This is a genomic window from Streptomyces sp. NPDC059003 (assembly GCF_042740445.1).
Taxonomy (GTDB): domain Bacteria; phylum Actinomycetota; class Actinomycetes; order Streptomycetales; family Streptomycetaceae; genus Streptomyces.
Map to the genome: position 1 here is coordinate 23,519 of NZ_JBHYJH010000017.1, position 21,807 is coordinate 45,325.

Genomic DNA, 21,807 nt, shown 5'->3' on the forward strand with positions numbered 1-21,807 from the left:
GTGCACCCCCGTCAGCCCTTGTCCAGGTACTGCTCGCGCTCGGCGTCCAGGAGGGCGTCCAGGGCGTTGCGCAGTGCGGGCAGGTGCTCCAGGTCCGGGTCCTCGGCGACCACGGCGGTGGCCTCCTCGCGGGCCGCGGCGATGATCTCCTCGTCGTCGATGACGGCGAGCATGCGCAGCGACGAGCGGACGCCGGACTGGGCCTGGCCGAGCACATCGCCCTCGCGGCGCTGCTCCAGGTCGATGCGGGAGAGCTCGAAGCCGTCGAGCGTGGACGCCACCGCGCTGAGGCGGGCGCGGGCCGGGCTCGCCTCGGGCATGTCGGTGACGAGCAGGCACAGGCCGGGCGCGGAGCCTCGGCCCACGCGGCCGCGGAGCTGGTGCAGCTGGGAGACGCCGAAGCGGTCCGCGTCCATGATCACCATGGCGGTCGCGTTCGGAACGTTCACCCCGACCTCGATGACCGTCGTGGCGACCAGGACGTGGGTCTCGCCCGCGGCGAAGCGGCGCATCACCGCGTCCTTGTCGTCGGGCTGCATGCGGCCGTGCAGGACCTCGACCTTCAGGCCCCTGAGGGGGCCGTGGGCGAGCTCCTCCGCGACGTCGAGGACGGCGAGCGGGGGCCGCTTCTCGGCGTCGTCCTCGGCGGACTTCTTCTTGGCGCCCTTCTTCGGGTCGTCCTCCTCGTCGCCGATGCGGGGGCAGACCACGTACGCCTGGTGGCCGTTCTCCACCTCCTCGCGGACGCGGTCCCACGCGCGGGCGAGGAAGTGCGGCTTGTCCTGTGCCGGGACGACATGGCTGGAGATCGGGGAGCGGCCCGCGGGGAGCTGGTCGAGGACGGAGGTCTCCAGGTCGCCGAAGACCGTCATCGCGACCGTGCGCGGGATGGGTGTTGCCGTCATGACCAGGAGGTGCGGCGTGCGCTTCTCGCCCTGGGAGTGGCCCTTGCCGCGCAGGGCGTCGCGCTGCTCCACGCCGAACCGGTGCTGCTCGTCGACGACGACCAGGCCCAGGTCGTGGAACTGGACCTTGTCCTCGATCAGCGCGTGCGTCCCGATGACGATGCCGGAGTCGCCGGTCACGAAGTCGAGCAGGGCCTGGCGGCGGGCCGCGGCGCCCATGGAGCCGGTCAGGAGCGTGACCTTCGTGGCGTGCTCGGCGCCGCCCAGCATGCCTCCCTCGGCGAGCTCCCCCATCATCTCCGTGATCGAACGGTGGTGCTGCTGGGCCAGGACCTCGGTGGGCGCGAGCATCGCGGCCTGCCCGCCCGCGTCGACGACGGCGAGCATGGCGCGCAGGGCGACCATGGTGTTGTGGGTGACAGTGAAGTGGTCAGTGACGTACGCGTGGCTCGGATGGCCGACGCTGATGCACTGGACCGGCTTCCGTCCCACGTACTCCACCGCTCGGATGCCCCGCCGGAACGTGTTGTACTTCGGCCGCGAACACGCGCGTTCGGCCTTGCGACCCAGTCTGAACGGCGGAAACTCTTCGGGCAGCGCGACCGACACGGTGAACGCGGACTTCTTCGGCCGCACCCTTGCCCGCCCGCCGAGCGAGCGCACCAGCCACGCGACGTCCTCGGCAAGCCTCAAGGACGCACTGCGGTAGGAGGGGCTCATGCCGTCGGCGTGAATCGTGCCGTCCGTGTCCATGAGGCCCTGCAGAAGTGCCAGGCGGTTCTTGATCGATGTGTTCTTGAAGGCGTCCGGGACGAACTTCTCATGGGACGACGCCCCCCACAGCGCCAGGTCTCGCAGCGCTTGGACGACCGGATTCCGCGCGCCTTCGGAACGCTCGGCGAGCTGAATCGTGAAGTCGCACCGCGAGCCGACGACAGGGACCAGCCGACACTCCGGTGCCACGGTGCGGGCTACTGCATCGCGCATCTCACCGTCGACTGTGGACAGCCGCAGACTGTGCCGGAACGAGCCGTCGCCGAGGAGCAGCCCCAGCAGATACGGGTCGAGCGGCAAGGGAGCATCGCCACCCAGATCGACGGGAGTGGCTACGGGGAGATACCACTTCGATGACCCGTCCGGCTTGAGCAGGTCGTGGCGAATCTCACGCGCCGTGATCACCTCGGGCTGCTGGCCGCGGTGCCACGCGGCGCTCGTGCCCACGATCCAGAGATGCTCGTCGTCACACTCCACGGAACTCCCGTCGGAGAGGACGACGCGCCACACATCGCGCTCCCCTTGTGGGAAGACGCCCTCGATCGCGGCGATCTCCCCGGAGGGCACGACGACCGCGTCCCCCACCTTCACGTCACCCATGCGCCGGAAGCCTGTAGGCGTCAGCACCAGTGAGTCCAAGGGCTGCGCTTTTCCGCTGCCGACCTCTCCCTGGAGGAGGCGGTGCATCGGGTGCTCCGTCGCCAGGTCCGTGAAGATCTCGTCGGAGACCCTGCGCTGGCCGTCCGTGAGCGTGAAGGGCAGCTTCGCGTCGAACGCGGCCAGGATGCCGTCCGGGCGGGGCCTGCGGGCGACCGCGGGCAGCTGGGCGTCCGCGAACCGGCGCCTGGCCAGGGCGACCTGGAGCACGAACGCCTCGTCCCACTTCAGCCGGTCGCGGGCGGCGGCGATGTCCGCCTTCGCGTGGGGGCGGTGGATCTTCAGCAGGGCCTCGGGGAGCGGGATCAGGCCGCGGCCCTCGCGCAGGGAGGGCGGCAGCGGGTCCTGGGCGTCCTTGGCGCGGTCCAGGACCGCGTCGACGGACTTGGCGATCTTCCAGGACTCCAGCTTGGCGGTGGCCGGATAGATCGGGATGAGGGCGCCGGCCCAGGAGTCGACGGCCTCGGCGGCCGCGTCGCCGTCGCCCCGCAGCAGCTCGTACGCCGGGTGGGCGAGCTGGGTCTTGCGGTTGAAGACGGAAACCTTGCCCGCGAACATCGCGCGGGTGCCGGGCAGCAGGTCCTTGTGCGGCTTGTGGATGCCGCGGCCGAAGAAGACGAGCTGGAGCTGGCCGCTGCCGTCCGTGATGGTGACTTCGAGCCGCTGGCCGCGGCCGCCGTTGAACTTCAGGATGCGGGCGCTCGCGACCTGCGCCACGACCGTGACGTGCTCGTCCAGCGGGAGGTCCGCGAGGCGGGTCAGCTCGCCGCGCTCGGCGTAGCGCCGCGGGTAGTGGTGGAGCAGGTCCCCGACCGTGTGCAGGTCGAGGTGCTCGGCCATCACCTTGGCGGTGGCTTGGCCGAGGGCGTTCTTCAGCGGTTCTTGAAGCGCTAGCACGAGATCCATTGCACACTATGGGACTGACAATGCGCTGGGGTTGCACCCCAGCGGCCCCGCGTTCGGATGGGGGCTGCGCCCCCTCTCCCCCGCCTTTCGGCGCTTCGCGCCTCGTCCTCAAACGCCGGACGGGCTTTTAGGGCCAAGGGTCACTCCACGCCGATCAGGAGGAGGGGGGACTGGGGGCCGCCTCGGTAGGTGACCGTGTCCACGGCCAGGTGGCCGTCGCGTACGTGTTGTTCCAGGTGGGCCGCCACCGGGTCGGGTACGGCTTCGCCCAGGATCAGCGTGACCATTTCGCCGCCCGCGGCCAGCATGCGGTCCAGGACCGCCGCAGCCGTGGGCTCCACCTCCGGGCCGATCACGGCGACGTCGCCGTCGATCAGGCCGAGGACGTCCCCGGCCTGGCAGATGCCCGCGGTCGTCCACGACTGCCGCTCGGCGACGGCCAGTTCGGCGTACCGGGTCGCGCCGGCCGCCGCCGTCATCGCGACGACGTCCTCGTCGAAGCGGCGGTCGGGCTCGTGCACGGCGAGCGCCGCGATGCCCTGGACCGCCGAGCGCGTGGGGATCAGGGCGACGCGTACGCCTTCGGAGCGGGCCTGTTCGGCGGCGGCCGCCGCGGTGTGGCGCAGCTCGGGGTCGTTCGGGAGCAGCACCACCTCGCGCGCGTGGGCCCGGCGCACCGCCTCGACGAGCTCGCCGCTGGCGGGCGGCTCCCCCACGCGCGTGGGCACGGTGGTCGCCCCCGCCTCGGCGTACAGACCCGCGAGGCCCTCGCCCGGCACCACGGCGACGATCCCGCGCTGGGCGCGCTCGCGCGGCGGCTTGGCGGTGCGCACGGTGTGGGCGTCGCCGACGCCGAAGTGCGTGATCCGGATGCGGTACGGCCGCCCCGCCTCGACGCCCGCCTCGACGGCCGCGCCCGCGTCGTCCACATGGACGTGGACGTTCCACAGCCCGTCGCCCCCGACGACGACGAGCGAGTCGCCGAGCGCGTCGAGGCGGGTGCGCAGCCGGGCCACGGCGGCGTCGTCGGCCTCCAGGAGGTAGATCACCTCGAAGGCGGGGCCCGACCCCTCGGCGGCGGCGCACTCCGGGGGGACGGGGGTCTCGGCAGCGGGGGTCCCAGCGGTGGGGGTCCCAGCGGTGGGGGTCCCGGTGGCGGCCGGTGCGGGATTCGTCTCGGCTCCCCGTACGGGCAGCGCCGCCACGGTCTCCCCGGAAAGAACCCCCACCAGCGCGGCAAGGACCGCCACCAGGCCCCGGCCGCCCGCGTCCACGACGCCTGCCCTGCCGAGCGCGGCCAGCTGGTCCGGGGTGGCGTCGAGCGCCGCGCAGGCGCCGTCGTACGCGGCCCGCGCCACCGTGCCGCAGTCGTCCCCGGCCTCCCCGGCGGCGTGGGCCGCGGCCTTGGCGACCGTGAGGACCGTGCCCTCCACGGGGTGCGCGACCGCCTGGTACGCGGAGTCGGCCGCCCGGGCGAGGGCGAGCGCGAGCCGCGCCCCGTCGACGTGATGCTCGTCACCGTCGGGGGCGGCCGCGAGGACCTGGGCCATGCCCCGCAGGAGCTGCGCGAGGATCGTCCCCGAGTTGCCGCGGGCCCCGATCAGCGCCCCGTGCGCCATCGCGCGCACCGTCTCGGCGAGCGAGGGCTCGGCCGGTTCGAGGCCCGTGAACACCGCGTCCACGGCCTGGGCGGCCGATTCGAGGGTCAGATAGAGGTTGGTCCCGGTGTCCCCGTCCGCGACCGGATAGACATTGATCGCGTCGATCTCCTCGCGGGCCTGCCCCAGCGCGTCCAGAGCGAGAGCGCTCCAGGCGCGGACCGCGGCAGCGTCGAGGTTCTGCGGCAACAGGTCGCCTCCTAGATAGCGTCCGGCCGGATGGCGTCCGGGATGGGAGGCAGCGTAGACCTGGGGCGGAGGGGGTGCCCGGGGCGGGCCCCGGGCGAGACATGGTAGTTTCGTTCTACCGAAGCGGTCGTTGTATGCTGCTCCGGTTGCCCGATACTCATCGGGCCGTTCCCCTGGCAACGCCACCCAGATCATCGCACTGATCCCGGCATGCCGGGTTTAACCGTAAGTGCATCTGAAGTCTTTGGAGTGACCCGTGGCTGCCAACTGCGACGTCTGCGGCAAGGGGCCGGGCTTCGGCAACAACATCTCGCACTCGCACCGCCGTACGCCCCGTCGCTGGAACCCGAACATCCAGCGCGTGCGTGCCGTGGTCGGCGGGACGCCGAAGCGGCTCAACGCCTGCACCTCGTGCATCAAGGCCGGCAAGGTCTCGCGCTGACGTAGTCTGCGCGGCCACCTGGCCGGTTACCGAAAAAGCCGGTCCCCTCGGGGACCGGCTTTTTCGCGCGCCCGCGCCCGCCCCGCACCCGCGCTACCGCCCTGCCAGAATCGGGCGAATGCGCTTCGGCATCCTCGGCCCCCTGGACATACGCACCCCCGGTGACGAACCCGTCGACCCGGGCGGACCGCGCCCCCGTGCCCTGCTCACCCTGCTCCTCCTGGACGCGGGCCGCGCCGTCTCCGTCGAGCGCCTCACCGACGGCCTGTACGGCGAGCGGCCCCCCGCGGGCGCCGCGAACGCGCTGCAGTCCCAGGTCTCCCGGCTGCGCAGGCGCCTGGGCCCCAGCGGTGCGGCCATCGAGGCCACCCCCACCGGCTACCGCTTCGCGGTCTCCCCCGACGACGTGGACGCCCACCGCTTCGAGCGCCTGGCCCGCGAAGGACGCGAGGCCCTGGCCGCCGGGGAGCCCGTACGGGCCGCCGGGCTCCTGCGGGACGCGCTCGCCCTGTGGCGGGGTCCCGCCCTCGCCGACCTGCCCGGGGCGCACGGGGCAGGTACCCGGCTCGACGAGCTGAGGACCGCCGCCGTGCAGGACCGGATCGACGCCGACCTCGCGACGGGCGGCGGCCCCGACCTCGTACCGGAGCTGCGCGAGCTGCTCGCGGCCCGGCCGCTGAGCGAGCGCCTGTACGGGCAGCTGATGCGGGCGCTGCACGCGGGCGGCCGGGCGGCCGAGGCCCTCGCGGTGTTCGAGGAGGCGCGGGGCACGCTCGCGCGGGAACTCGGCGCCGACCCGTCGGCCGAGCTCTCCGCGCTCCACCTGGAGCTGCTGCGGGGCGCGGAACCGGCCCGCAGACCGGGCGTCCCGGCACAGCTGACGCCCCTCGTGGGACGCGAGCGGGAGCTGGCCCGCATCCGGGAGCTGCTCGCGGATGGCCGCCTTGTGACGCTCACCGGTCCTGGCGGCACGGGCAAGACCCGGCTCGCCGTGGAGGCGGCACAGGAAGGGGCCGCCTCCGTAGACGTGTGCTTCGTGGAGCTGGCACCGCTCGCCGACGGCTCCCAGGTGACGTACGCGATACTCGGCGCCCTTGGAGTGCGGGACGGCTTCCACACGCGCGGGGGCGACCCTACGGAGAGGCTGCTCTCCGCTCTGGAGGGCCGCGAACTGCTGCTCGTCCTGGACAACTGCGAGCACGTGGTCGACGACGCGGCCCGCACCGCCGCGCTGCTGCTGGGCGCCTGCCCCGGGGTGCGCGTCCTGGCCACCAGCAGGGAGGCGCTCGGCATCACCGGTGAGGTGCTGTGCCCGGTGCCGCCGCTCGCGGCCGGGCCCGCGGCACGGCTCTTCGTGGAGCGGGCGAGCGCCGTACGACCGGACTTCGCGCCCCACGCGCGCGTGGCGGCCGACGGTCTCGTCGACGCGGTCTGCGCCGCCCTCGACGGCCTGCCGCTCGCCATCGAGCTGGCGGCGGCCCGCCTGCGCACCCTCACCCTCGACGAGCTTGCCGCGCGCCTGGACGACCGCTTCCGGCTCCTGTCGCGCGGGGACCGCACGAAGGCGCCGCGGCACCGGACCCTGCACGCGGTCGTCGAGTGGAGCTGGGAGCTGCTTGACGACGAGGAGCGGGAGCTTGCGCGGCGCCTGACCGTGTTCCCGGCGGGGGCGACGCTCGACGCGGTCGAGGCGGTGTGCGCGGTGCCGTATCCGGAGGACGTGCTTGCCTCGCTGGTGGAGAAGTCGTTCGTGGAGGCGGCCGACGGGCGCTACCGGATGCTGGAGACCATCCGCGCCTTCTGTGCGGGGCGGCTCGCCGAGGCGGGCGAGGAGGACCGGCTGAAGGAAGCGCACGCCGCGTACTTCCTGCGCTTCGCCGAACAGGGCGCCCCGCTCCTGCACGGGGGCGGGCAGCTGCCCTGGCTCGCCCACCTCGCCGCCGACCACGGCAACCTGGACGCGGCCCTGCGCCGCCTCACGCGCACCGATCCGCGCGCGGGCCTGCGTCTGATGGCCGCCCTGTCCTGGTACTGGCGGCTGCGCGGCCTGTACGGGGAGCGGGTCCGCCTCGCCGCCGACCTGCTCGCGGCCGTGGGGGACGACGCTCCGGACGGCCTGGTGGAGGAGTACGCCCTGTGTCTGATCAACACGGTCTCGGGCGAGGGCGACGACCCGGGTGAGGCGGACCGGCTCGACCGCGTGGACGCGCTGCTGACCTCCCTGGAGGGCCCGCTCAGGCTGCCCTTCGTGATCGTGCTGTGGTCGCTGGCGGGCGGTCCGCGCACGGCCGTGGAGGAGCAGGTGCGGGTGCAGATCGGCGGCGACTCCTGGGGGCAGGCGCTGCTGGACCTGGGCAGCGGGTTCCAAGACCTGTTCGCGGGGCGGACCGGCGCCGCGGAGGCGTCCTTCGCACGGGCCCTCGCGGGCTTCCGGGACAACGGCGACCGCTGGGGCATGGCCAACTGCCTCGACCCGCTCGCGATGTTCGCCGACTGGCGCGGCGAGCGGGACCGCGCCCTGGAGCTGATCGACGAGGGCCTGATCCACGTACGGGAACTGGCCGCCCCGGAGGAGACCGGCGACCTGCTGTACCAGCGCGCCACGGTCCTGCTGCACCAGGGGGCCCTGGAGGCGGCGGCCGAGCACTACCGGCAGGCCGGGGAGCCGGCCCGCGCCATCGGCCTGCGGGACAAGGTGGCGACCACCCTGCGCGGACTTGGTGACGTGGCCCGCCTCTCCGGAGACACGGTCCGCGCACGCGGTCTCTACGAAGAGGCCCTGCACGCGTGCGCCGCCAACTGGTTCAGCGTGACCGAGACGACGCGGATCTTCGTGGGACTCGGGCGCACGGCCCTCGCCGAGGACCGGCCCGACGAGGCGGCCGACTGGTTCGAGCAGGCCAGAGGGCTCGCCCTCGACTCCATGAGCGCCGAAGAGCTGGCCGAGACGGCCGAGGCCCTCGCGGCCGTCTCGGGCACCGCGGAGGAGGCCGCCCGGCTCCTGGGCGCGGCGGCCGGTCTGCGGGGCACGCTGATCGCCGACGATCCCGATGTCGCCCCGCTGGTGGCCGCGGTCCGGCTTCGGCTCGGCACGGCGGCGTACGCGACGGCCTTCGAGCAGGGGCGCGCGGCGCGGGAGGCGGCGGTCAGCCGACGGTAAGCCCTCGGTAAGCGGGGCCCCCGACGCTCGGGGCATGACGCAATCGACGCACGCCCAGCAGTCCGCCCGCCCCCTCGCCCACCTCACCGTCCTCGTCTCCGGCGCCAGCGTCGCGGGCCCCGCGCTCGCCCTGTGGCTCTCCCGGTACGGCGCACGCGTCACCGTCGTCGAGAAGGCGCCCGCGCTGCGCGAGGGCGGCTTCGCCGTCGACTTCCGGGGCCACGCGCACCGCACCGTCCTGCGGCGCATGGGCATCTGGGACGAGGTCCTGCGCCGCCAGACCCACATGGGCCGCCAGACGGTCGTCGACGCCGACGACCGCGAGAAGGTGGACCTCCCCGCGTTCCTGATGAGCGGCGACGTGGAGATCTTCCGCGGCGAACTCTCCAAGATCATGTACGAGCGGACCCGGGACTCCGTGGAGTACGTCTTCGGGGACTCCATCGCGCACCTGGAGCAGGACGCCGACGGCGTCGACGTCACCTTCGAGCGCGCCGCGCCCCGCCGCTTCGACCTCGTCGTGGGCGCGGACGGCCTGCGCTCGCACACCCGCCGCCTCGCCTTCGGCGACGAGTCGCACTACGTGCGCTTCCTGCACTACTACGTGGCGGGCTTCGACATGCCCAACCACCTGGGCCTCGACCGCACCTCACGCCTGTGCAGCGTGCCGGGCCGCCTCCTCGGCGTCGCCAACTACGACGGCGCCGCGGACAGGGCGGGCGCCTTCCTGGTGTTCCGGTCCGAGGAGCTCGCCTACGACCGGCACGACCTGGCGCAGCAGAAGCGGATCGTCGCCGAGCGGTTCGACGACGTGCGCTGGAAGCACGCGCCGGGCATCCTCGCGGCCCTTCAGGACGCGGACGACCTCTACTTCGACGCGATCGCGCAGGCCCATGTCGACCGGCTCTCCCAGGGGCGGGTCGTGCTCCTCGGGGACGCGGGGTACGGCGCCACCATGGGCGGCATGGGCACGGGTGCGGCGCTGGTGGGCGCGTACGTCCTGGCGGGTGAGCTGGCCCTGGCCCGCGGCGACCACCGGGCCGCCTTCGCCGCGTACGAGGCGGAGATCACCGACTTCGCGAAGGGCTGCCAGAAGACCGCGGGCAACGCGGGCCCGTTCCTCGCGCCGCCGACGGAGAAGAAGATCCGCAGCCGCGACCGGGCGTACCGGATGCTGAGCTCCCGCTTCCTCGCGGGCCTCTTCAAGCGACTCACGGAGAAGGACGCCAACGGAATCCAGCTCAAGGAGTACCCGGTCTACGAAACCCGTGCCTACGGAGACGCGGCTTGCGAACACCGTGCCTACGGAGACACGGCTGGCGAAAACCGCGCCTCCGGAGACGCGGCCTACGCAAACCGGCCCTCCGGAGACGGAGACTACGTACCGTCCCTGAACCGCCAGGCGTGATCCACCGGCCCGATCCCGCCGCCGAGTGCGAACCCGGCGGCGATCGCCCCGGTGACGTACTCCTTGGCGGCCGCCACCGCCTCCGGCACGGGCTGCCCCTTCGCCAGCTGCGCGGCGATCGCGCTGGCGAGGGTGCAGCCCGTGCCGTGCGTGTGGCGGTTGTCGTGGCGCGGTGCGCGCAGCCAGTGCTCTTCGGAGCCGTCGGTCAGCAGGTCCACCGCGTCGGCGCCGCCGGGCAGATGGCCGCCCTTGATGACGACCCACGCGGGGCCGTACGCGAGCACGGCCGCCGCGGCGCGCCGCATCCCGTCCTCGGACTCGACGCGGACGCCGGTGAGTTGGGCGACCTCGTCGAGGTTGGGGGTAGCCACGGCGGCGGTCGGAAGGAGCTTCGTGCGCACCGCGTCGAGCGCGGACGCGGCGAGCAGCGCGTCCCCGTGCTTGGACACGCCGACGGGGTCGACGACGGCGGGCGCGTCCGTGCCCCCGATCAACTCGGCGACGGCCTCGACGAGTTCGGCGGAGGCCAGCATGCCGGTCTTCACGGCCTGGACGCCGATGTCGTCGGCGACGCTGCGGTACTGGGCGCGCACCGCCTCCACCGGCAGCTCCCAGACGCCCTGCACGCCCAGGGAGTTCTGCGCGGTGACGGCCGTGAGCACGCTCATGCCGTGCGTGCCGAGCGCCAGCATGGTCTTCAGGTCCGCCTGGATCCCGGCGCCGCCCCCGGAGTCGGAGCCCGCGACCGTGAGGACCCGCGGCGGGGCACTCGTCGCGGCACTCGGCGGCGTCCTCACTCCGCGTCCCCGTTGTCCCCGAAGTGGTCCCAGCCCTTGTTGGTCCAGGGGGCGCCGTCGACCGTCACCTGGGGCATGGCCGACGGGTTGAGGACCTCGCCGATGACCTTCCAGCGCGCGGGCAGCTTCACGTCCTGCGGGAACGTCGCGACGATCGCGTGGTCCTCGCCGCCGCCGAGCACCCACTGGAGCGGGTCGACGCCGACGGCCTGCCCGATGTCGTTCATCTGCGAGGGCACGTCGACGTCGCCGGAGCGGATGTCGATGCGGACCTTGCTCGCCTCCGCGATGTGACCGAGGTCGGCGATCAGGCCGTCGCTGACGTCCGTCATGGCGGTGGCGCCGAGCCCGGCGGCCGCGGGACCCGCGTGGTACGGCGGCTCGGGCCTGCGGTGGGCCTCCACGAAGGCGCGCGGCGAGCGGAAGCCGCGGGAGAGCACGGCGTGCCCAGCGGCGGACCAGCCGAGCCAGCCGGTGACGGCGACGACGTCGCCGGGCTGCGCCCCGGCGCGCGTGACCGGCTCGTGGTTGCGCAGGTCGCCGAGCGCGGTGATGGCGACGGTGATGGTGTCGCCGCGTACGACGTCGCCGCCGACCACCGCGGCGCCCGCGACCTGGCACTCGTCGCGCAGGCCGTCCATCAGCTCCGTCGGCCAGCTCGCGGGCAGTTCGGCGGGCACGACCAGGCCGAGCAGGATCGCGGTGGGCACGGCGCCCATGGCGGCGATGTCCGCGAGGTTCTGCGCGGCGGCCTTGCGGCCCACGTCGTACGCCGTCGACCAGTCACGGCGGAAGTGCCGCCCCTCCAGGAGGACGTCGGTGCTCGCCACGACCCTGCGGTCCGGGGCGGCCACGACCGCGGCGTCGTCGCCGGGCCCGATGCGTACGGCCGGAGTTGAGGTGAGCCGCGAGGTGAGCTCCCTGATGAGCCCGAACTCCCCCAACTCGCCGACGGTGCCCTTCATGCGCGTGCTGCTCCTTCTGGCACTTCTGCCACGATTGCCACGGTCGCCGCGGTCCGCTTGCGGTCGCGAGCCGTCCCTGTCGTCGGTACGGTCGACGTGACCGTCAACCTCTGTTGTCCGTCCGCCGCGATGTGCGCGCCACAGCTCCCCCGGGTCTCCCCGTGGCGAGCGGCGACGCGGTACCGTGGCGTCCCTTCTCCCCACATGATCCTCGTGGCCGCCCTGGAGGTTCCGTGGTACAGGCGTACATCCTGATCCAGACCGAGGTCGGCAAGGCGTCGACCGTCGCCGAGCTGATCGGCAAGATCCCGGGAGTGATCCAGGCCGAGGACGTGACCGGACCCTACGATGTCATCGTGCGCGCGCAGGCGGAGACGGTCGACGAACTCGGCCGCATGGTGGTCGCCAAGGTCCAGCAAGTGGACGGCATCACCCGCACCCTGACCTGCCCGGTCGTGCACTTGTAGCCCCCGTCTACCCTTGGCCGGTGAACGTTTCCCGCCGGCTCCGCTCCCTTGTCGGGCTGCCCGCCTTCGCACTCCTGATCGCGTCCGCGGGCTGCTCCTCAACGGACGACAGCGGGACGACTGCGGTTCCCTCTCCGGACGCGGGCGTCACCGCGCTCTGCCGTGACCTGGACGGAAAACTGCCGGGGAAGGTGAGCGGGCTCTCCCGGCACGACCCGAAGCCCGCCTCGCCGCTCACCGCGGGGTGGGGCGACCCGGCGATCATACTGCGCTGCGGTGTGCCGCGACCGGCCGAGATGAACGACCCGAAGGCCGACGGCGTGAGCGTGAACGGCGTGGGCTGGCTGCTGCAGAAGCGGCCGGACGGGTCGTTCCGCTTCACCACGACGCTGCGCAAGGCGTACGTGGAGGTGGCGCTCCCCGAGGAGCGGACAGGGGACGGCGTGGGTCCGCTCACGGACTTCGCCGCCCCCATCAAGAAGACGATCCCGGAAGGCATCGCGTAGCGAAGGCACCCCCGGAGCGGGCGCCACCCCCGCTGCCGCGCGCTAGCGCAACCCCGTGGAGCGCCGCAGCGCCGCCTGGATCAGCCGGTCCACGAGCTCCTCGTAGGAGACACCGCTCTTCTCCCACATCTGCGGGTACATGGAGATCGGCGTGAAGCCCGGCATCGTGTTGATTTCGTTGATCACGAACTGCCCGTCCTCGGTGAGGAAGAAGTCCGCGCGCACGAGCCCCTCGCAGGACGTGGCGTCGAAGGCCGCGACCGCGAGCCGCTGCACCTCGGCGGTCTCCTCGGGCGTCAGCGGCGCGGGCACGATCCCGGGCGTCGAGTCGATGTACTTCGCCTCGAAGTCGTAGTAGGCGTGCGCCTGCACGGGCGGGATCTCGGCGGGCACGCTCGCGCGCGGGCCGTCCTCGAACTCCAGGACGCCGCACTCGATCTCACGGCCGCGCAGCAGCGCCTCGACGATGACCTTCGGGTCGTGCGCCTGGGCCTCCGCGATCGCCTCGTCGAGGCCCTCGAAGGAGTCGACCTTGGTGATGCCGATCGACGATCCCGCGCGCGCGGGCTTGATGAACAGCGGCCAGCCGTGCTCGCCCGCGAAGTCCGCGATCCGCGCGCGGGCGGCCTTCTCGTCGCGCTCCCACTCGCGCGGCCTGATCACCAGGTACGGGCCGACGGGAAGCCCGAAGGAGGTGAAGACCCGCTTCATGTACTCCTTGTCCTGGCCGACCGCCGAGGCGAGCACGCCGGCGCCCACGTACGGCACGCCGGACAGCTCCAGGAGGCCCTGCAGGGTGCCGTCCTCGCCGTAGGGGCCGTGCAGCATCGGGAAGACGACGTCGACCTCGCCGAGCGCCTTGGGCACCGAGCCCGGCTCGCTGTAGACGACCTCGCGGTTGCCCGGGGCGAGGGGCAGGAGGACGCCGCCGTCGGTGGACTCCGCGAGCTCGGAGACGCTCGGGACCTTGCGGTCGGTGATGGCCATCCGGTCGGGCTCGTCGGCCGTCAGTGCCCAGCGGCCGTCCGTCGTGATGCCGATGGGCAGCACGTCGTACTTGGAACGGTCGATGGCGCGCAGCACGGCACCGGCGGTGACGACGGAAATGCCGTGTTCAGAGCTGCGGCCGCCGAAGACGACGGCGACACGCGGCTTGCGGGGGCTCTGGGGGAGGTTCTCGCTGCTCATATCGCGTCGAGGGTACCCGCTGGCCCGGGCTGCGGCGGTGTGCCGCCCGCGACCGGTGGCTCAGCGCCGCTCCGGCTTGGCGCTGCGCGACATCAGTTCCTTGAGCGCGACCAGCGGCGGCGTGCCCTCGTGCACGATGCCCACGACCGTCTCCGTGATCGGCATGTCGACGCCGTGCCTGCGGGCCAGATCGAGCACGGACTCGCAGGACTTGACGCCTTCCGCGGTCTGCTTGGTGACCGCGATCGTCTCCTGCAGGGTCATGCCCTTGCCCAGGTTGGTGCCGAAGGTGTGGTTGCGCGAGAGCGGCGACGAGCAGGTGGCCACCAGGTCGCCGAGGCCCGCGAGCCCGGAGAACGTCAGCGGGTCCGCGCCCATGGCGAGCCCGAGCCGGGTGGTCTCGGCGAGCCCGCGCGTGATGAGCGAGCCCTTGGTGTTGTCGCCGAGGCCCATGCCGTCCGCGATGCCGACGGCGAGGCCGATGACGTTCTTCACGGCGCCGCCGAGCTCGCAGCCGACGACGTCGGTGTTCGTGTACGGCCGGAAGTACGGGGTGTGGCAGGCGGCCTGGAGGCGCTGGGCGACCGACTCGTCGGTGCAGGCGACGACGGACGCGGCGGGCTGGCGGGCGGCGATCTCACGGGCCAGGTTCGGCCCGGTGACGACGGCGATCCGCTCGGCGGGCGCCTTGGTGACGTCCTCGATGACCTCGCTCATGCGCATCGCGGAGCCGAGCTCGACGCCCTTCATCAGGGAGACGAGGACGGTGTCGGGCGCGAGCAGCGGCGTCCAGTCGGCGAGGTTGCCGCGGAGCGTCTGGGACGGCACGGCGAGCACGGTGAAGTCGGCGCCGTCGGCGGCCTCGGCGGGGTCGGTCGTGGCCCGCAGGGTGCGGGGCAGCTCGACGCCCGGCAGGTAGTCCGGGTTGGTGCGGGTGGAGTTGACCGCGTCGGCGAGCTCGGCGCGGCGGCCCCACAGGGTGACGTCGCAGCCGGCGTCGGCGAGGACCATGCCGAAGGCCGTCCCCCACGAGCCGGATCCGAAGACGGCCGCCTTCAGGGATCGGGTCACTTGCTCTCCTCCGCGCTGCCCTCGTGCCGCGTCGAACCGCTCTCGCGCTCCGCCGAACTGCCTTGCCCCGTAAGGCCGCCCGCCTCTTCGGCACCGCTGTCGGCGGCGGCCTCCCTGGCCTTGCGGCGCTGTGCGATCCGCGCCTCACGCGGGTCGTAACGCTTCTGCGGGGCCTGCTCGCCGCGCAGTTCCTCGAGGAGCGCGGTGATGGCCGCCATGATGGCCTCCGTGGCCTCCTTCAGGAGGTCGGGGGTCATCTCCTTGTCGTAGAAGCGCTCCAGGTCCACCGGCTCTCCGGCCAGGACGTGGTGCGTCTTGCGCGGCAGGATCTCGGGCTTCTTCGCGTACGGCGGCAGGACGTGGTTGGCGCCCCACTGGGCCACCGGGATGACCGGGCGCTTGGTCTGCAGGGCCACGCGCGCGACGCCGGTCTTGGCCGTCATGGGCCACAGGTCCGGGTCGCGGGTGAGGGTGCCCTCGGGGTAGAACGCGACGCATTCGCCGCGCTCGACCGCGTCGATGGCGGCCCGGAACGCGCTGAGGGCGTCGGTGGTCTCGCGGTAGACCGGGATCTGCCCGGTGCCGCGCATGACCGCCCCGACGAAGCCCTTCTTGAAGAGGCCGTGCTTGGCGAGGAATCGCGGCACCCGTCCGGTGTTGTACTGAAAGTGGGCGTACACCAGCGGGTCGAGATGCGAATTGTGGTTCACGGCGGTGATAAAACCGCCGTCGGCCGGAATGTTCTCCATTCCCCGCCAGTCCCGCTTGAACAGAACCAACAGCGGCGGTTTGCAGATCACCGCCGCCAGGCGGTACCAGAAGCCGATTCTGCGGCGGGACACTCGGACACCTTCCTCCATGAGCCTGGTCGGCCGCACAAGTGTCGCCCCAGGCTGCCGTCCTGTCGAGAACACCGTACGCCCACGCGTCCGCCACCACCGCCCCCGCAGGCCGCCACCAAGCCTCTGACCGGCCGATTCACACACCCCGGCCCCCGGCGGCCCGCTCCTCGCGGGCCACAATGGGCCCCGACGCGAAGGACGGAGCGCCCGTGCAGTGGACCCTGGTGATACCGCTCAAACCCCTGGCGCGGGCCAAGAGCAGGCTCATCCCGGCCGCGGGCGACGAACTGCGCCCCGCGCTCGCCCTCGCGTTCGCACAGGACACGGTGGCCGCCGCGCTCGCCTGCGCCGCGGTGCGCGATGTGGTGGTCATCACGGACGACGCCCGCGCGAGCCGCGCCCTGGCCGCCCTCGGCGCCCGCACCGCCCCCGACACGCCACGGTCCGGCCTCAACGCCGCCCTGGCCCACGGAGCGGCATTCATACGCGGCAGCAGGCCCCAGGCTCCCGTCGCGGCCCTGAACGCCGATCTGCCGGCCCTGCGCCCCCGAGAATTGACCCGGGTCCTCGACGGCGCCGCCGAATTCCCCCGGTCGTTTCTCCCCGATGCCGCCGGAATCGGGACCACGCTCCTGACCGCGGCCCCGGACACGGAATTGCTCCCCCAATTCGGCACCGATTCCCGCGCCCGGCACACGGCGTCCGGAGCCGTGGAACTCGCGCTCACCGGCGTCGGTTCCGTACGCCAGGACGTGGACACCGGCGACGACCTGCGGGCCGCGCTCGCCCTCGGCGTGGGCCCGCGCACGGCCGCCGTGGCCGCGGGGCTCCTGATACCGGACTGAGTAGGCTTCCCCCATGCAGGCGACCGCGTACACGTACGACCCCGACACCCGCACCGGCAGCGTGCTCCTCGACGACGGCACGCCCGTGCCGTTCGACGCCCCCGCGTTCGACGCGGGCGGCCTGCGGTTGCTGCGCCCGGGGCAGCGCGTCCGCATCGAGGTCGACGGCGGGGGCAGCGGGAGCGGCGGGGGCACGGACCGCCGGATCACGCTGGTGACGCTGCAGACGTTCTGAGCCCGGCTGGTTCCGGCTGGCTCCGCCTGATTCCGGGCACGCACGCCGCGGGCCGGGCTCCCCGAGGGGAGCCCGGCCCGGCGCGTGAGTGCCCCAGTGCCCTTAGCGCTTGCGGGCAGTGGTCTTCTTGGCGGTGGTCTTGCGCGCCGTGGACTTCTTGGCGGGCGCCTTCTTGGCCGTGGCCTTCTTCGCGGGCGCCTTCTTGGCGGCGGCCTTCTTGGCCGTGGTCGCCTTCTTCGCCGGCGCGGCCTTCTTGGCCGTCGTGGTCTTCTTGGCGGCCGCCTTCGTGGCGGTCTTCTTGGCCGTGGCCTTCTTCGCCGTCGTCGCCTTCTTGGCGGCGGTGGCCTTCTTCGCCGTGGTCTTCTTGGCGGTGGCCTTCTTGGCCGTGGTCGCCTTCTTCGCCGGCGCGGCCTTCTTGGCGGTGGTCGCCTTCTTGGCCGCCGCCTTCTTGACGGTCGAACGGGTGGAGGTGCCGCCCGACAGGCTGCCCTTCGGCGCCTTCTTGACCGCGACGTCGTTCTTCGGGAGCTTCTTCGAGCCGCTCACCAGGTCCTTGAAGCCCTGGCCCGCGCGGAAGCGCGGCACCGAGGTCTTCTTGACCCGGACGCGCTCCCCGGTCTGCGGGTTGCGGGCGTACCGGGCCGGACGGTCGACCTTCTCGAACGAGCCGAAGCCGGTGACCGAAACCCGGTCACCGCCGACGACGGCACGGACGATGGCGTCCAGAACCGCGTCCACGGCGTCGGCGGCCTGCTGCCGGCCACCGACCTTGTCGGCAATCGCTTCTACGAGCTGCGCCTTGTTCACGTCTTCCCCTTCGGAGACATTGCCTGAAGCGAATGCGCCAGGCTTTTTCGCACGTTAGGCAGATATATACCGCAAATCAAACACGAAACGGGCTAATCACCCTTGTGCCGCAACGTTCTGGACTCTCGAGGAGTTCCTCGAAGGCCCGTTGGGGCTTGATGCTCAGTCGTCTTCGGGGATTCGGCCCTCGACGCCCTCGTCGAGGTCTGCCATCAATCGCTCCAGACGCCTTGCCGCATCGGCGAGATCGTGTTTGGCCGCGGCCGTAATGACCAGCAGCTTCCGGGTCAGCGCCATCCGTACGCCCTCCGGGACTTGCAGTGCGCGCACTCGGGAGTGCGCTTCCTTCAGCCGGTCCGCGACGAGTCCGTAGAGCTCGAGTTGGTCGTCGCGTCCCATGCACCGATTGTGCCATCTGGGGCGAGTTGTCGCCTCCGCAGGGGGTAACTACCCTCCTCGGGCGCCTTCCTGAGGATACCTGCACTCCTCGGGTGCAAGGGGATTTCCAGCCTCTTCTTCCCCTCGGATCAAGGCAGTTGGGACCACCCGTTCAGGTCATCCGGGCCATTTCGGAGGCAGACACAGATGTACCCCCAACCGTCCACGATTGGGGGTACATCGGATGCGGGCGGGGCCCGCGGAGGGTCCGCGAGGGGGTGTCAGACCCGTGCCGTGCTCGGCTTGTGGGCGGGGCGCCCGGACTCGTACGCGGCGATGTCGGCCTCGTTCTGGAGCGTGATGCTGATGTCGTCCAGTCCGTTCAGGAGCCGCCAGCGGGCGTTCTCGTCGAGCTCGAAGTCCGCCGTGACGCCCTGGGCGCGGACTTGGCGATCGTGCAGGTCAACGGTGATCTCGGCGGTCGGGTCCGCCTCCGTGAGCTCCCAGAGGGCGTCCACCGTCTTCTGCTCGAGAACCACGGTGAGCAGGCCGTTCTTGAGCGAGTTGCCGCGGAAGATATCGGCGAAACGGGCGGAGATGACGGCCTTGAAGCCGTAGTTCTGCAGCGCCCAGACGGCGTGCTCGCGCGAGGATCCTGTGCCGAAGTCGGGGCCCGCGACCAGCACGGTGGCGCCCTGGCGCTCGGGCTGGTTGAGCACGAACTCGGGGTCCTTGCGCCAGGCCTCGAAGAGCCCGTCCTCGAAGCCGTCGCGGGTGACCTTCTTGAGCCAGTGGGCGGGGATGATCTGGTCGGTGTCGACGTTGCTGCGGCGCAGCGGGACGGCCCGTCCTGTGTGCGTGGTGAAGGCTTCCATGGCTGATCAGACTCCGGCGGTCGCGGGGGTGTCGGTGAGGTCGGCGGGCGAGGCGAGGTGGCCGGTCACCGCGGTGGCGGCGGCCACCTGGGGGGACACCAGGTGGGTGCGGCCGCCCTTGCCCTGCCGGCCCTCGAAGTTGCGGTTGGAGGTGGACGCGGAGCGCTCGCCGGGCGCCAGTTGGTCGGGGTTCATGCCGAGGCACATCGAGCAGCCCGCGTGCCGCCATTCGGCGCCTGCGGCGGTGAACACCTTGTCAAGACCCTCCTCCACGGCCTGCAGGGCGACCCGCACCGAGCCGGGCACCACCAGCATCCGTACGCCGTCGGCGACTTTGCGCCCCTCGACCACGGCGGCCGCCGAGCGCAGGTCCTCGATGCGGCCGTTGGTGCACGAGCCTACGAAGACGGTGTCGACCTTGATGTCCCGCAGCCGCTGTCCGGCGCTCAACCCCATGTACTCCAGGGCCTTTTCGGCGGCGAGGCGCTCCGAAGCGTCCTCGTACGAAGCCGGGTCGGGGACGTTGGCGGACAGGGGCAGGCCCTGGCCCGGGTTGGTGCCCCAGGTGACGAACGGCGACAGGGACGCGGCGTCGATGTAGACCTCGGCGTCGAAGACGGCGTCGTCGTCGGTGCGCAGGGTCCGCCAGTACGCCACGGCGGCGTCCCAGTCCTCGCCCTGGGGGGCGTGGGCGCGGTCCTTGATGTACGCGAAGGTCGTCTCGTCCGGGGCGATCATCCCGGCCCGGGCGCCAGCCTCGATGGACATGTTGCAGATGGTCATGCGGGCTTCCATCGACAGCCGCTCGATGGCGGAGCCGCGGTACTCCAGGACGTAGCCCTGGCCGCCGCCGGTGCCGATCTTCGCGATGATGGCGAGGATCAGGTCCTTGGCGGTGACGCCGTCGGGCAGTTCGCCGTCGACGGTGATGGCCATGGTCTTGGGCCGGGCCATCGGCAGCGTCTGGGTGGCGAGGACGTGCTCGACCTGGGAGGTGCCGATGCCGAACGCGAGGGCGCCGAACGCGCCGTGCGTGGAGGTGTGGGAGTCGCCGCAGACCACCGTCGTGCCCGGCTGGGTCAGTCCCAGCTGGGGGCCCACCACATGGACGACGCCCTGCTCGACGTCGCCGAGCGGGTGCAGGCGGACGCCGAACTCGGCGCAGTTCTTGCGCAGCGTCTCCAGCTGGGCCCGCGAGACGGGGTCCGCGATGGGCTTGTCGATGTCGAGGGTCGGGGTGTTGTGGTCCTCGGTGGCGATGGTGAGGTCGAGCCGCCGCACCTTCCGGCCCGCCTGCCGGAGGCCGTCGAACGCCTGGGGGCTGGTCACCTCGTGCAGCAGGTGCAGATCGATGAAGAGGAGGTCGGGCTCGCCTTCGGCGCGCCGGACGACGTGGTCGTCCCAGACCTTCTCCGCGAGTGTCCTACCCATCGCTTTCCCTCCGACCGGCGTCACGCGCCGACCCAACTAGAGAATGAGTTCGCCGACGTCGGCCTCCTCAGCACGCATGCCGGACGTCGGTCGCGTATCCGTTGGTCCGCGGATCGCTTCTCCAGGGTGGCGGGTTCCTGGGATTTTTGAACTTGCGTTTCACAGAGTGAGACGCGAGTATCGTTTCATGGACAACTCTAGCGGCGTAGGCGTTCTGGACAAGGCAGCCCTTGTCCTGAGCGCTCTGGAGTCCGGTCCGGCCACCCTCGCCGGGTTGGTCGCGGCCACCGGGCTCGCACGACCCACGGCACATCGTCTCGCCGTGGCTCTGGAACACCACCGGATGGTGGCGCGGGACATGCAGGGCCGTTTCATCCTCGGCCCGCGCCTCGCCGAGCTGGCCGCGGCGGCGGGCGAGGACCGCCTGCTCGCGACGGCGGGCCCGGTGCTCACGCATCTGCGGGACGTGACGGGCGAGAGCGCGCAGCTCTACCGCCGCCAGGGCGACATGCGCATCTGCGTCGCCGCGGCGGAGCGCCTCTCGGGCCTCAGGGACACGGTCCCGGTCGGCTCGACGCTCACGATGAAGGCGGGCTCGTCGGCGCAGATCCTGATGGCCTGGGAGGAGCCGGAGCGGCTGCACCGGGGCCTGCAGGGCGCCCGCTTCACGGCGACGGCCCTGTCCGGCGTACGGCGCCGGGGCTGGGCGCAGTCGATCGGTGAGCGGGAGCCGGGGGTGGCGTCGGTGTCGGCGCCGGTGCGCGGCCCGTCGAACCGGGTGGTGGCGGCGGTGTCGGTCTCGGGCCCGATCGAGCGCCTGACGCGGCACCCGGGGCGGATGCACGCCCAAGCGGTGATAGACGCGGCGAGCCGCCTGTCGGACGCGCTGCGCCGCTCCAACTAGCCGCCCTCCGCACTCGGACGCACGGCGCGCCCCGCTCCTCGCCCGCGGCTCCAACGCCGCAGCCGCGGGCAGGAGTTGGAGGCGCGCCGACCTGCACCGCCAACGGGCGACAACAAGAAAGGGCCCTCCCCGCGTGGGGAGGGCCCTGCTCGTACCCCCGACCGGATTCGAACCGGCGCTACCGCCTTGAGAGGGCGGCGTGCTAGGCCGCTACACAACGGGGGCTAGCTGGTGCTGCTGTACTGCGCTGGGCTACCAGGACTCGAACCTAGAACAAAGGAACCAGAAACCTTCGTGTTGCCAATTACACCATAGCCCATAGGTGGTCTAGACCAGACCACAGTACCCCCGACCGGATTCGAACCGGCGCTACCGCCTTGAGAGGGCGGCGTGCTAG

At 72.2% G+C, this 21,807-nt stretch carries 19 protein-coding genes and 3 tRNA genes (1 of these 22 running past the window's edge); 8 read left to right on the forward strand and 14 right to left on the reverse strand.

From position 1 onward, the window contains the following. Positions 1 to 11 precede the first annotated feature (11 nt). Entirely contained in the window at positions 12 to 3,242 is a 3,231-nt protein-coding gene (locus ACFWZ5_RS09935) for a helicase-related protein (protein WP_384796388.1), read from the reverse strand. 140 nt (positions 3,243 to 3,382) lie between these two features. Continuing rightward, positions 3,383 to 5,089, reverse strand: coding sequence for a DAK2 domain-containing protein (locus ACFWZ5_RS09940; protein WP_384796390.1), 1,707 nt, complete (start codon positions 5,087 to 5,089; stop codon positions 3,383 to 3,385). A gap of 256 nt (positions 5,090 to 5,345) precedes the next feature. On the opposite strand from ACFWZ5_RS09940, the gene rpmB reads away from it, so the two are divergent. The 3 genes from rpmB to ACFWZ5_RS09955 all read left to right on the forward strand — a co-directional run bounded on the left by rpmB (position 5,346) and on the right by ACFWZ5_RS09955 (position 10,099). Further along, positions 5,346 to 5,531, forward strand: a complete 186-nt coding sequence (rpmB, locus tag ACFWZ5_RS09945; protein WP_030195073.1) for a 50S ribosomal protein L28 — start codon at positions 5,346 to 5,348, stop codon at positions 5,529 to 5,531. A gap of 118 nt (positions 5,532 to 5,649) precedes the next feature. Continuing rightward, on the forward strand, positions 5,650 to 8,691 hold the full coding sequence (locus ACFWZ5_RS09950; protein ID WP_384803270.1) for a BTAD domain-containing putative transcriptional regulator: 3,042 nt from the start codon (positions 5,650 to 5,652) through the stop codon (positions 8,689 to 8,691). A 34-nt stretch (positions 8,692 to 8,725) separates the two neighbouring features. Further along, positions 8,726 to 10,099, forward strand: coding sequence for an FAD-dependent monooxygenase (locus ACFWZ5_RS09955; RefSeq protein WP_384803267.1), 1,374 nt, complete (start codon positions 8,726 to 8,728; stop codon positions 10,097 to 10,099). On the opposite strand, the gene thiD is transcribed toward ACFWZ5_RS09955, so the two are convergent. Then, positions 10,069 to 10,896 carry a bifunctional hydroxymethylpyrimidine kinase/phosphomethylpyrimidine kinase gene (gene thiD / locus ACFWZ5_RS09960; RefSeq protein ID WP_384803264.1) on the reverse strand — a complete coding sequence of 276 codons (828 nt, stop codon included), beginning with the start codon at positions 10,894 to 10,896 and terminating at the stop codon, positions 10,069 to 10,071. The genes ACFWZ5_RS09955 and thiD overlap by 31 nt on opposite strands. Next, on the reverse strand, positions 10,893 to 11,861 hold the full coding sequence (locus ACFWZ5_RS09965) for a thiamine-phosphate kinase (protein ID WP_384803260.1): 969 nt from the start codon (positions 11,859 to 11,861) through the stop codon (positions 10,893 to 10,895). The genes thiD and ACFWZ5_RS09965 overlap by 4 nt, the downstream gene beginning before the upstream one ends. Positions 11,862 to 12,094: 233 nt before the next feature. Between ACFWZ5_RS09965 and ACFWZ5_RS09970 the strand changes: the two genes are divergently transcribed. Together ACFWZ5_RS09970 and ACFWZ5_RS09975 are read left to right on the forward strand one after the other, a co-directional pair. Next, positions 12,095 to 12,328, forward strand: a complete 234-nt coding sequence (locus tag ACFWZ5_RS09970; protein WP_362904783.1) for an Lrp/AsnC ligand binding domain-containing protein — start codon at positions 12,095 to 12,097, stop codon at positions 12,326 to 12,328. A 20-nt stretch (positions 12,329 to 12,348) separates the two neighbouring features. Further along, entirely contained in the window at positions 12,349 to 12,834 is a 486-nt protein-coding gene (locus tag ACFWZ5_RS09975; protein ID WP_384803257.1) for a DUF3515 domain-containing protein, read from the forward strand. A gap of 42 nt (positions 12,835 to 12,876) precedes the next feature. Here the strand turns inward: ACFWZ5_RS09975 and ACFWZ5_RS09980 are convergent, their stop codons facing one another. The 3 genes from ACFWZ5_RS09980 to ACFWZ5_RS09990 are packed head-to-tail and all read right to left on the reverse strand — an operon-like array spanning position 12,877 to position 15,935. Beyond that, positions 12,877 to 14,022: a D-alanine--D-alanine ligase family protein gene (locus tag ACFWZ5_RS09980; RefSeq protein WP_384803254.1), complete on the reverse strand. Its 1,146-nt coding sequence runs from the start codon at positions 14,020 to 14,022 to the stop codon at positions 12,877 to 12,879. A 60-nt stretch (positions 14,023 to 14,082) separates the two neighbouring features. Further along, the gene (locus ACFWZ5_RS09985; protein WP_384803251.1) at positions 14,083 to 15,093 is read right to left on the reverse strand and encodes an NAD(P)H-dependent glycerol-3-phosphate dehydrogenase; all 1,011 of its coding nucleotides are present in this window, start codon (positions 15,091 to 15,093) and stop codon (positions 14,083 to 14,085) included. Further along, a complete protein-coding gene (locus tag ACFWZ5_RS09990) occupies positions 15,090 to 15,935 on the reverse strand; it encodes a lysophospholipid acyltransferase family protein (protein WP_384803248.1) in 846 nt (281 codons plus the stop codon). The genes ACFWZ5_RS09985 and ACFWZ5_RS09990 overlap by 4 nt, the downstream gene beginning before the upstream one ends. A gap of 209 nt (positions 15,936 to 16,144) precedes the next feature. Between ACFWZ5_RS09990 and cofC the strand changes: the two genes are divergently transcribed. After that, positions 16,145 to 16,780: a 2-phospho-L-lactate guanylyltransferase gene (gene cofC, locus ACFWZ5_RS09995; protein ID WP_384803245.1), complete on the forward strand. Its 636-nt coding sequence runs from the start codon at positions 16,145 to 16,147 to the stop codon at positions 16,778 to 16,780. Positions 16,781 to 16,793: 13 nt separating this feature from the next. After that, the gene (locus ACFWZ5_RS10000) at positions 16,794 to 17,015 is read left to right on the forward strand and encodes a hypothetical protein (protein WP_384803242.1); all 222 of its coding nucleotides are present in this window, start codon (positions 16,794 to 16,796) and stop codon (positions 17,013 to 17,015) included. 102 nt (positions 17,016 to 17,117) lie between these two features. On the opposite strand, the gene ACFWZ5_RS10005 is transcribed toward ACFWZ5_RS10000, so the two are convergent. The 4 genes from ACFWZ5_RS10005 to leuC form a co-directional block, all read right to left on the reverse strand. Further along, the gene (locus ACFWZ5_RS10005) at positions 17,118 to 17,822 is read right to left on the reverse strand and encodes an HU family DNA-binding protein (RefSeq protein ID WP_384890591.1); all 705 of its coding nucleotides are present in this window, start codon (positions 17,820 to 17,822) and stop codon (positions 17,118 to 17,120) included. Between the two features lie 162 nt (positions 17,823 to 17,984). After that, complete coding sequence (locus tag ACFWZ5_RS10010) at positions 17,985 to 18,221, reverse strand: hypothetical protein (protein WP_384799845.1); 237 nt, start codon at positions 18,219 to 18,221, stop codon at positions 17,985 to 17,987. Between the two features lie 260 nt (positions 18,222 to 18,481). Further along, positions 18,482 to 19,075, reverse strand: coding sequence for a 3-isopropylmalate dehydratase small subunit (leuD, locus tag ACFWZ5_RS10015; RefSeq protein ID WP_384799847.1), 594 nt, complete (start codon positions 19,073 to 19,075; stop codon positions 18,482 to 18,484). A gap of 6 nt (positions 19,076 to 19,081) precedes the next feature. Continuing rightward, positions 19,082 to 20,506 carry a 3-isopropylmalate dehydratase large subunit gene (leuC, locus tag ACFWZ5_RS10020; protein ID WP_384799850.1) on the reverse strand — a complete coding sequence of 475 codons (1,425 nt, stop codon included), beginning with the start codon at positions 20,504 to 20,506 and terminating at the stop codon, positions 19,082 to 19,084. A 187-nt stretch (positions 20,507 to 20,693) separates the two neighbouring features. Between leuC and ndgR the strand changes: the two genes are divergently transcribed. Next, positions 20,694 to 21,410 (forward strand): IclR family transcriptional regulator NdgR, encoded by a 717-nt coding sequence (ndgR, locus tag ACFWZ5_RS10025; RefSeq protein ID WP_384799853.1) that lies wholly within the window; start codon positions 20,694 to 20,696, stop codon positions 21,408 to 21,410. A gap of 152 nt (positions 21,411 to 21,562) precedes the next feature. On the opposite strand, the gene ACFWZ5_RS10030 is transcribed toward ndgR, so the two are convergent. The 3 genes from ACFWZ5_RS10030 to ACFWZ5_RS10040 all read right to left on the reverse strand — a co-directional run. Further along, positions 21,563 to 21,635, reverse strand: a tRNA-Glu gene (locus ACFWZ5_RS10030). Between the two features lie 22 nt (positions 21,636 to 21,657). Next, positions 21,658 to 21,729 (reverse strand) — tRNA-Gln (locus ACFWZ5_RS10035). Between the two features lie 24 nt (positions 21,730 to 21,753). Further along, positions 21,754 to 21,807: transfer RNA gene (locus tag ACFWZ5_RS10040), tRNA-Glu, on the reverse strand; it runs 119 nt beyond the window's last position.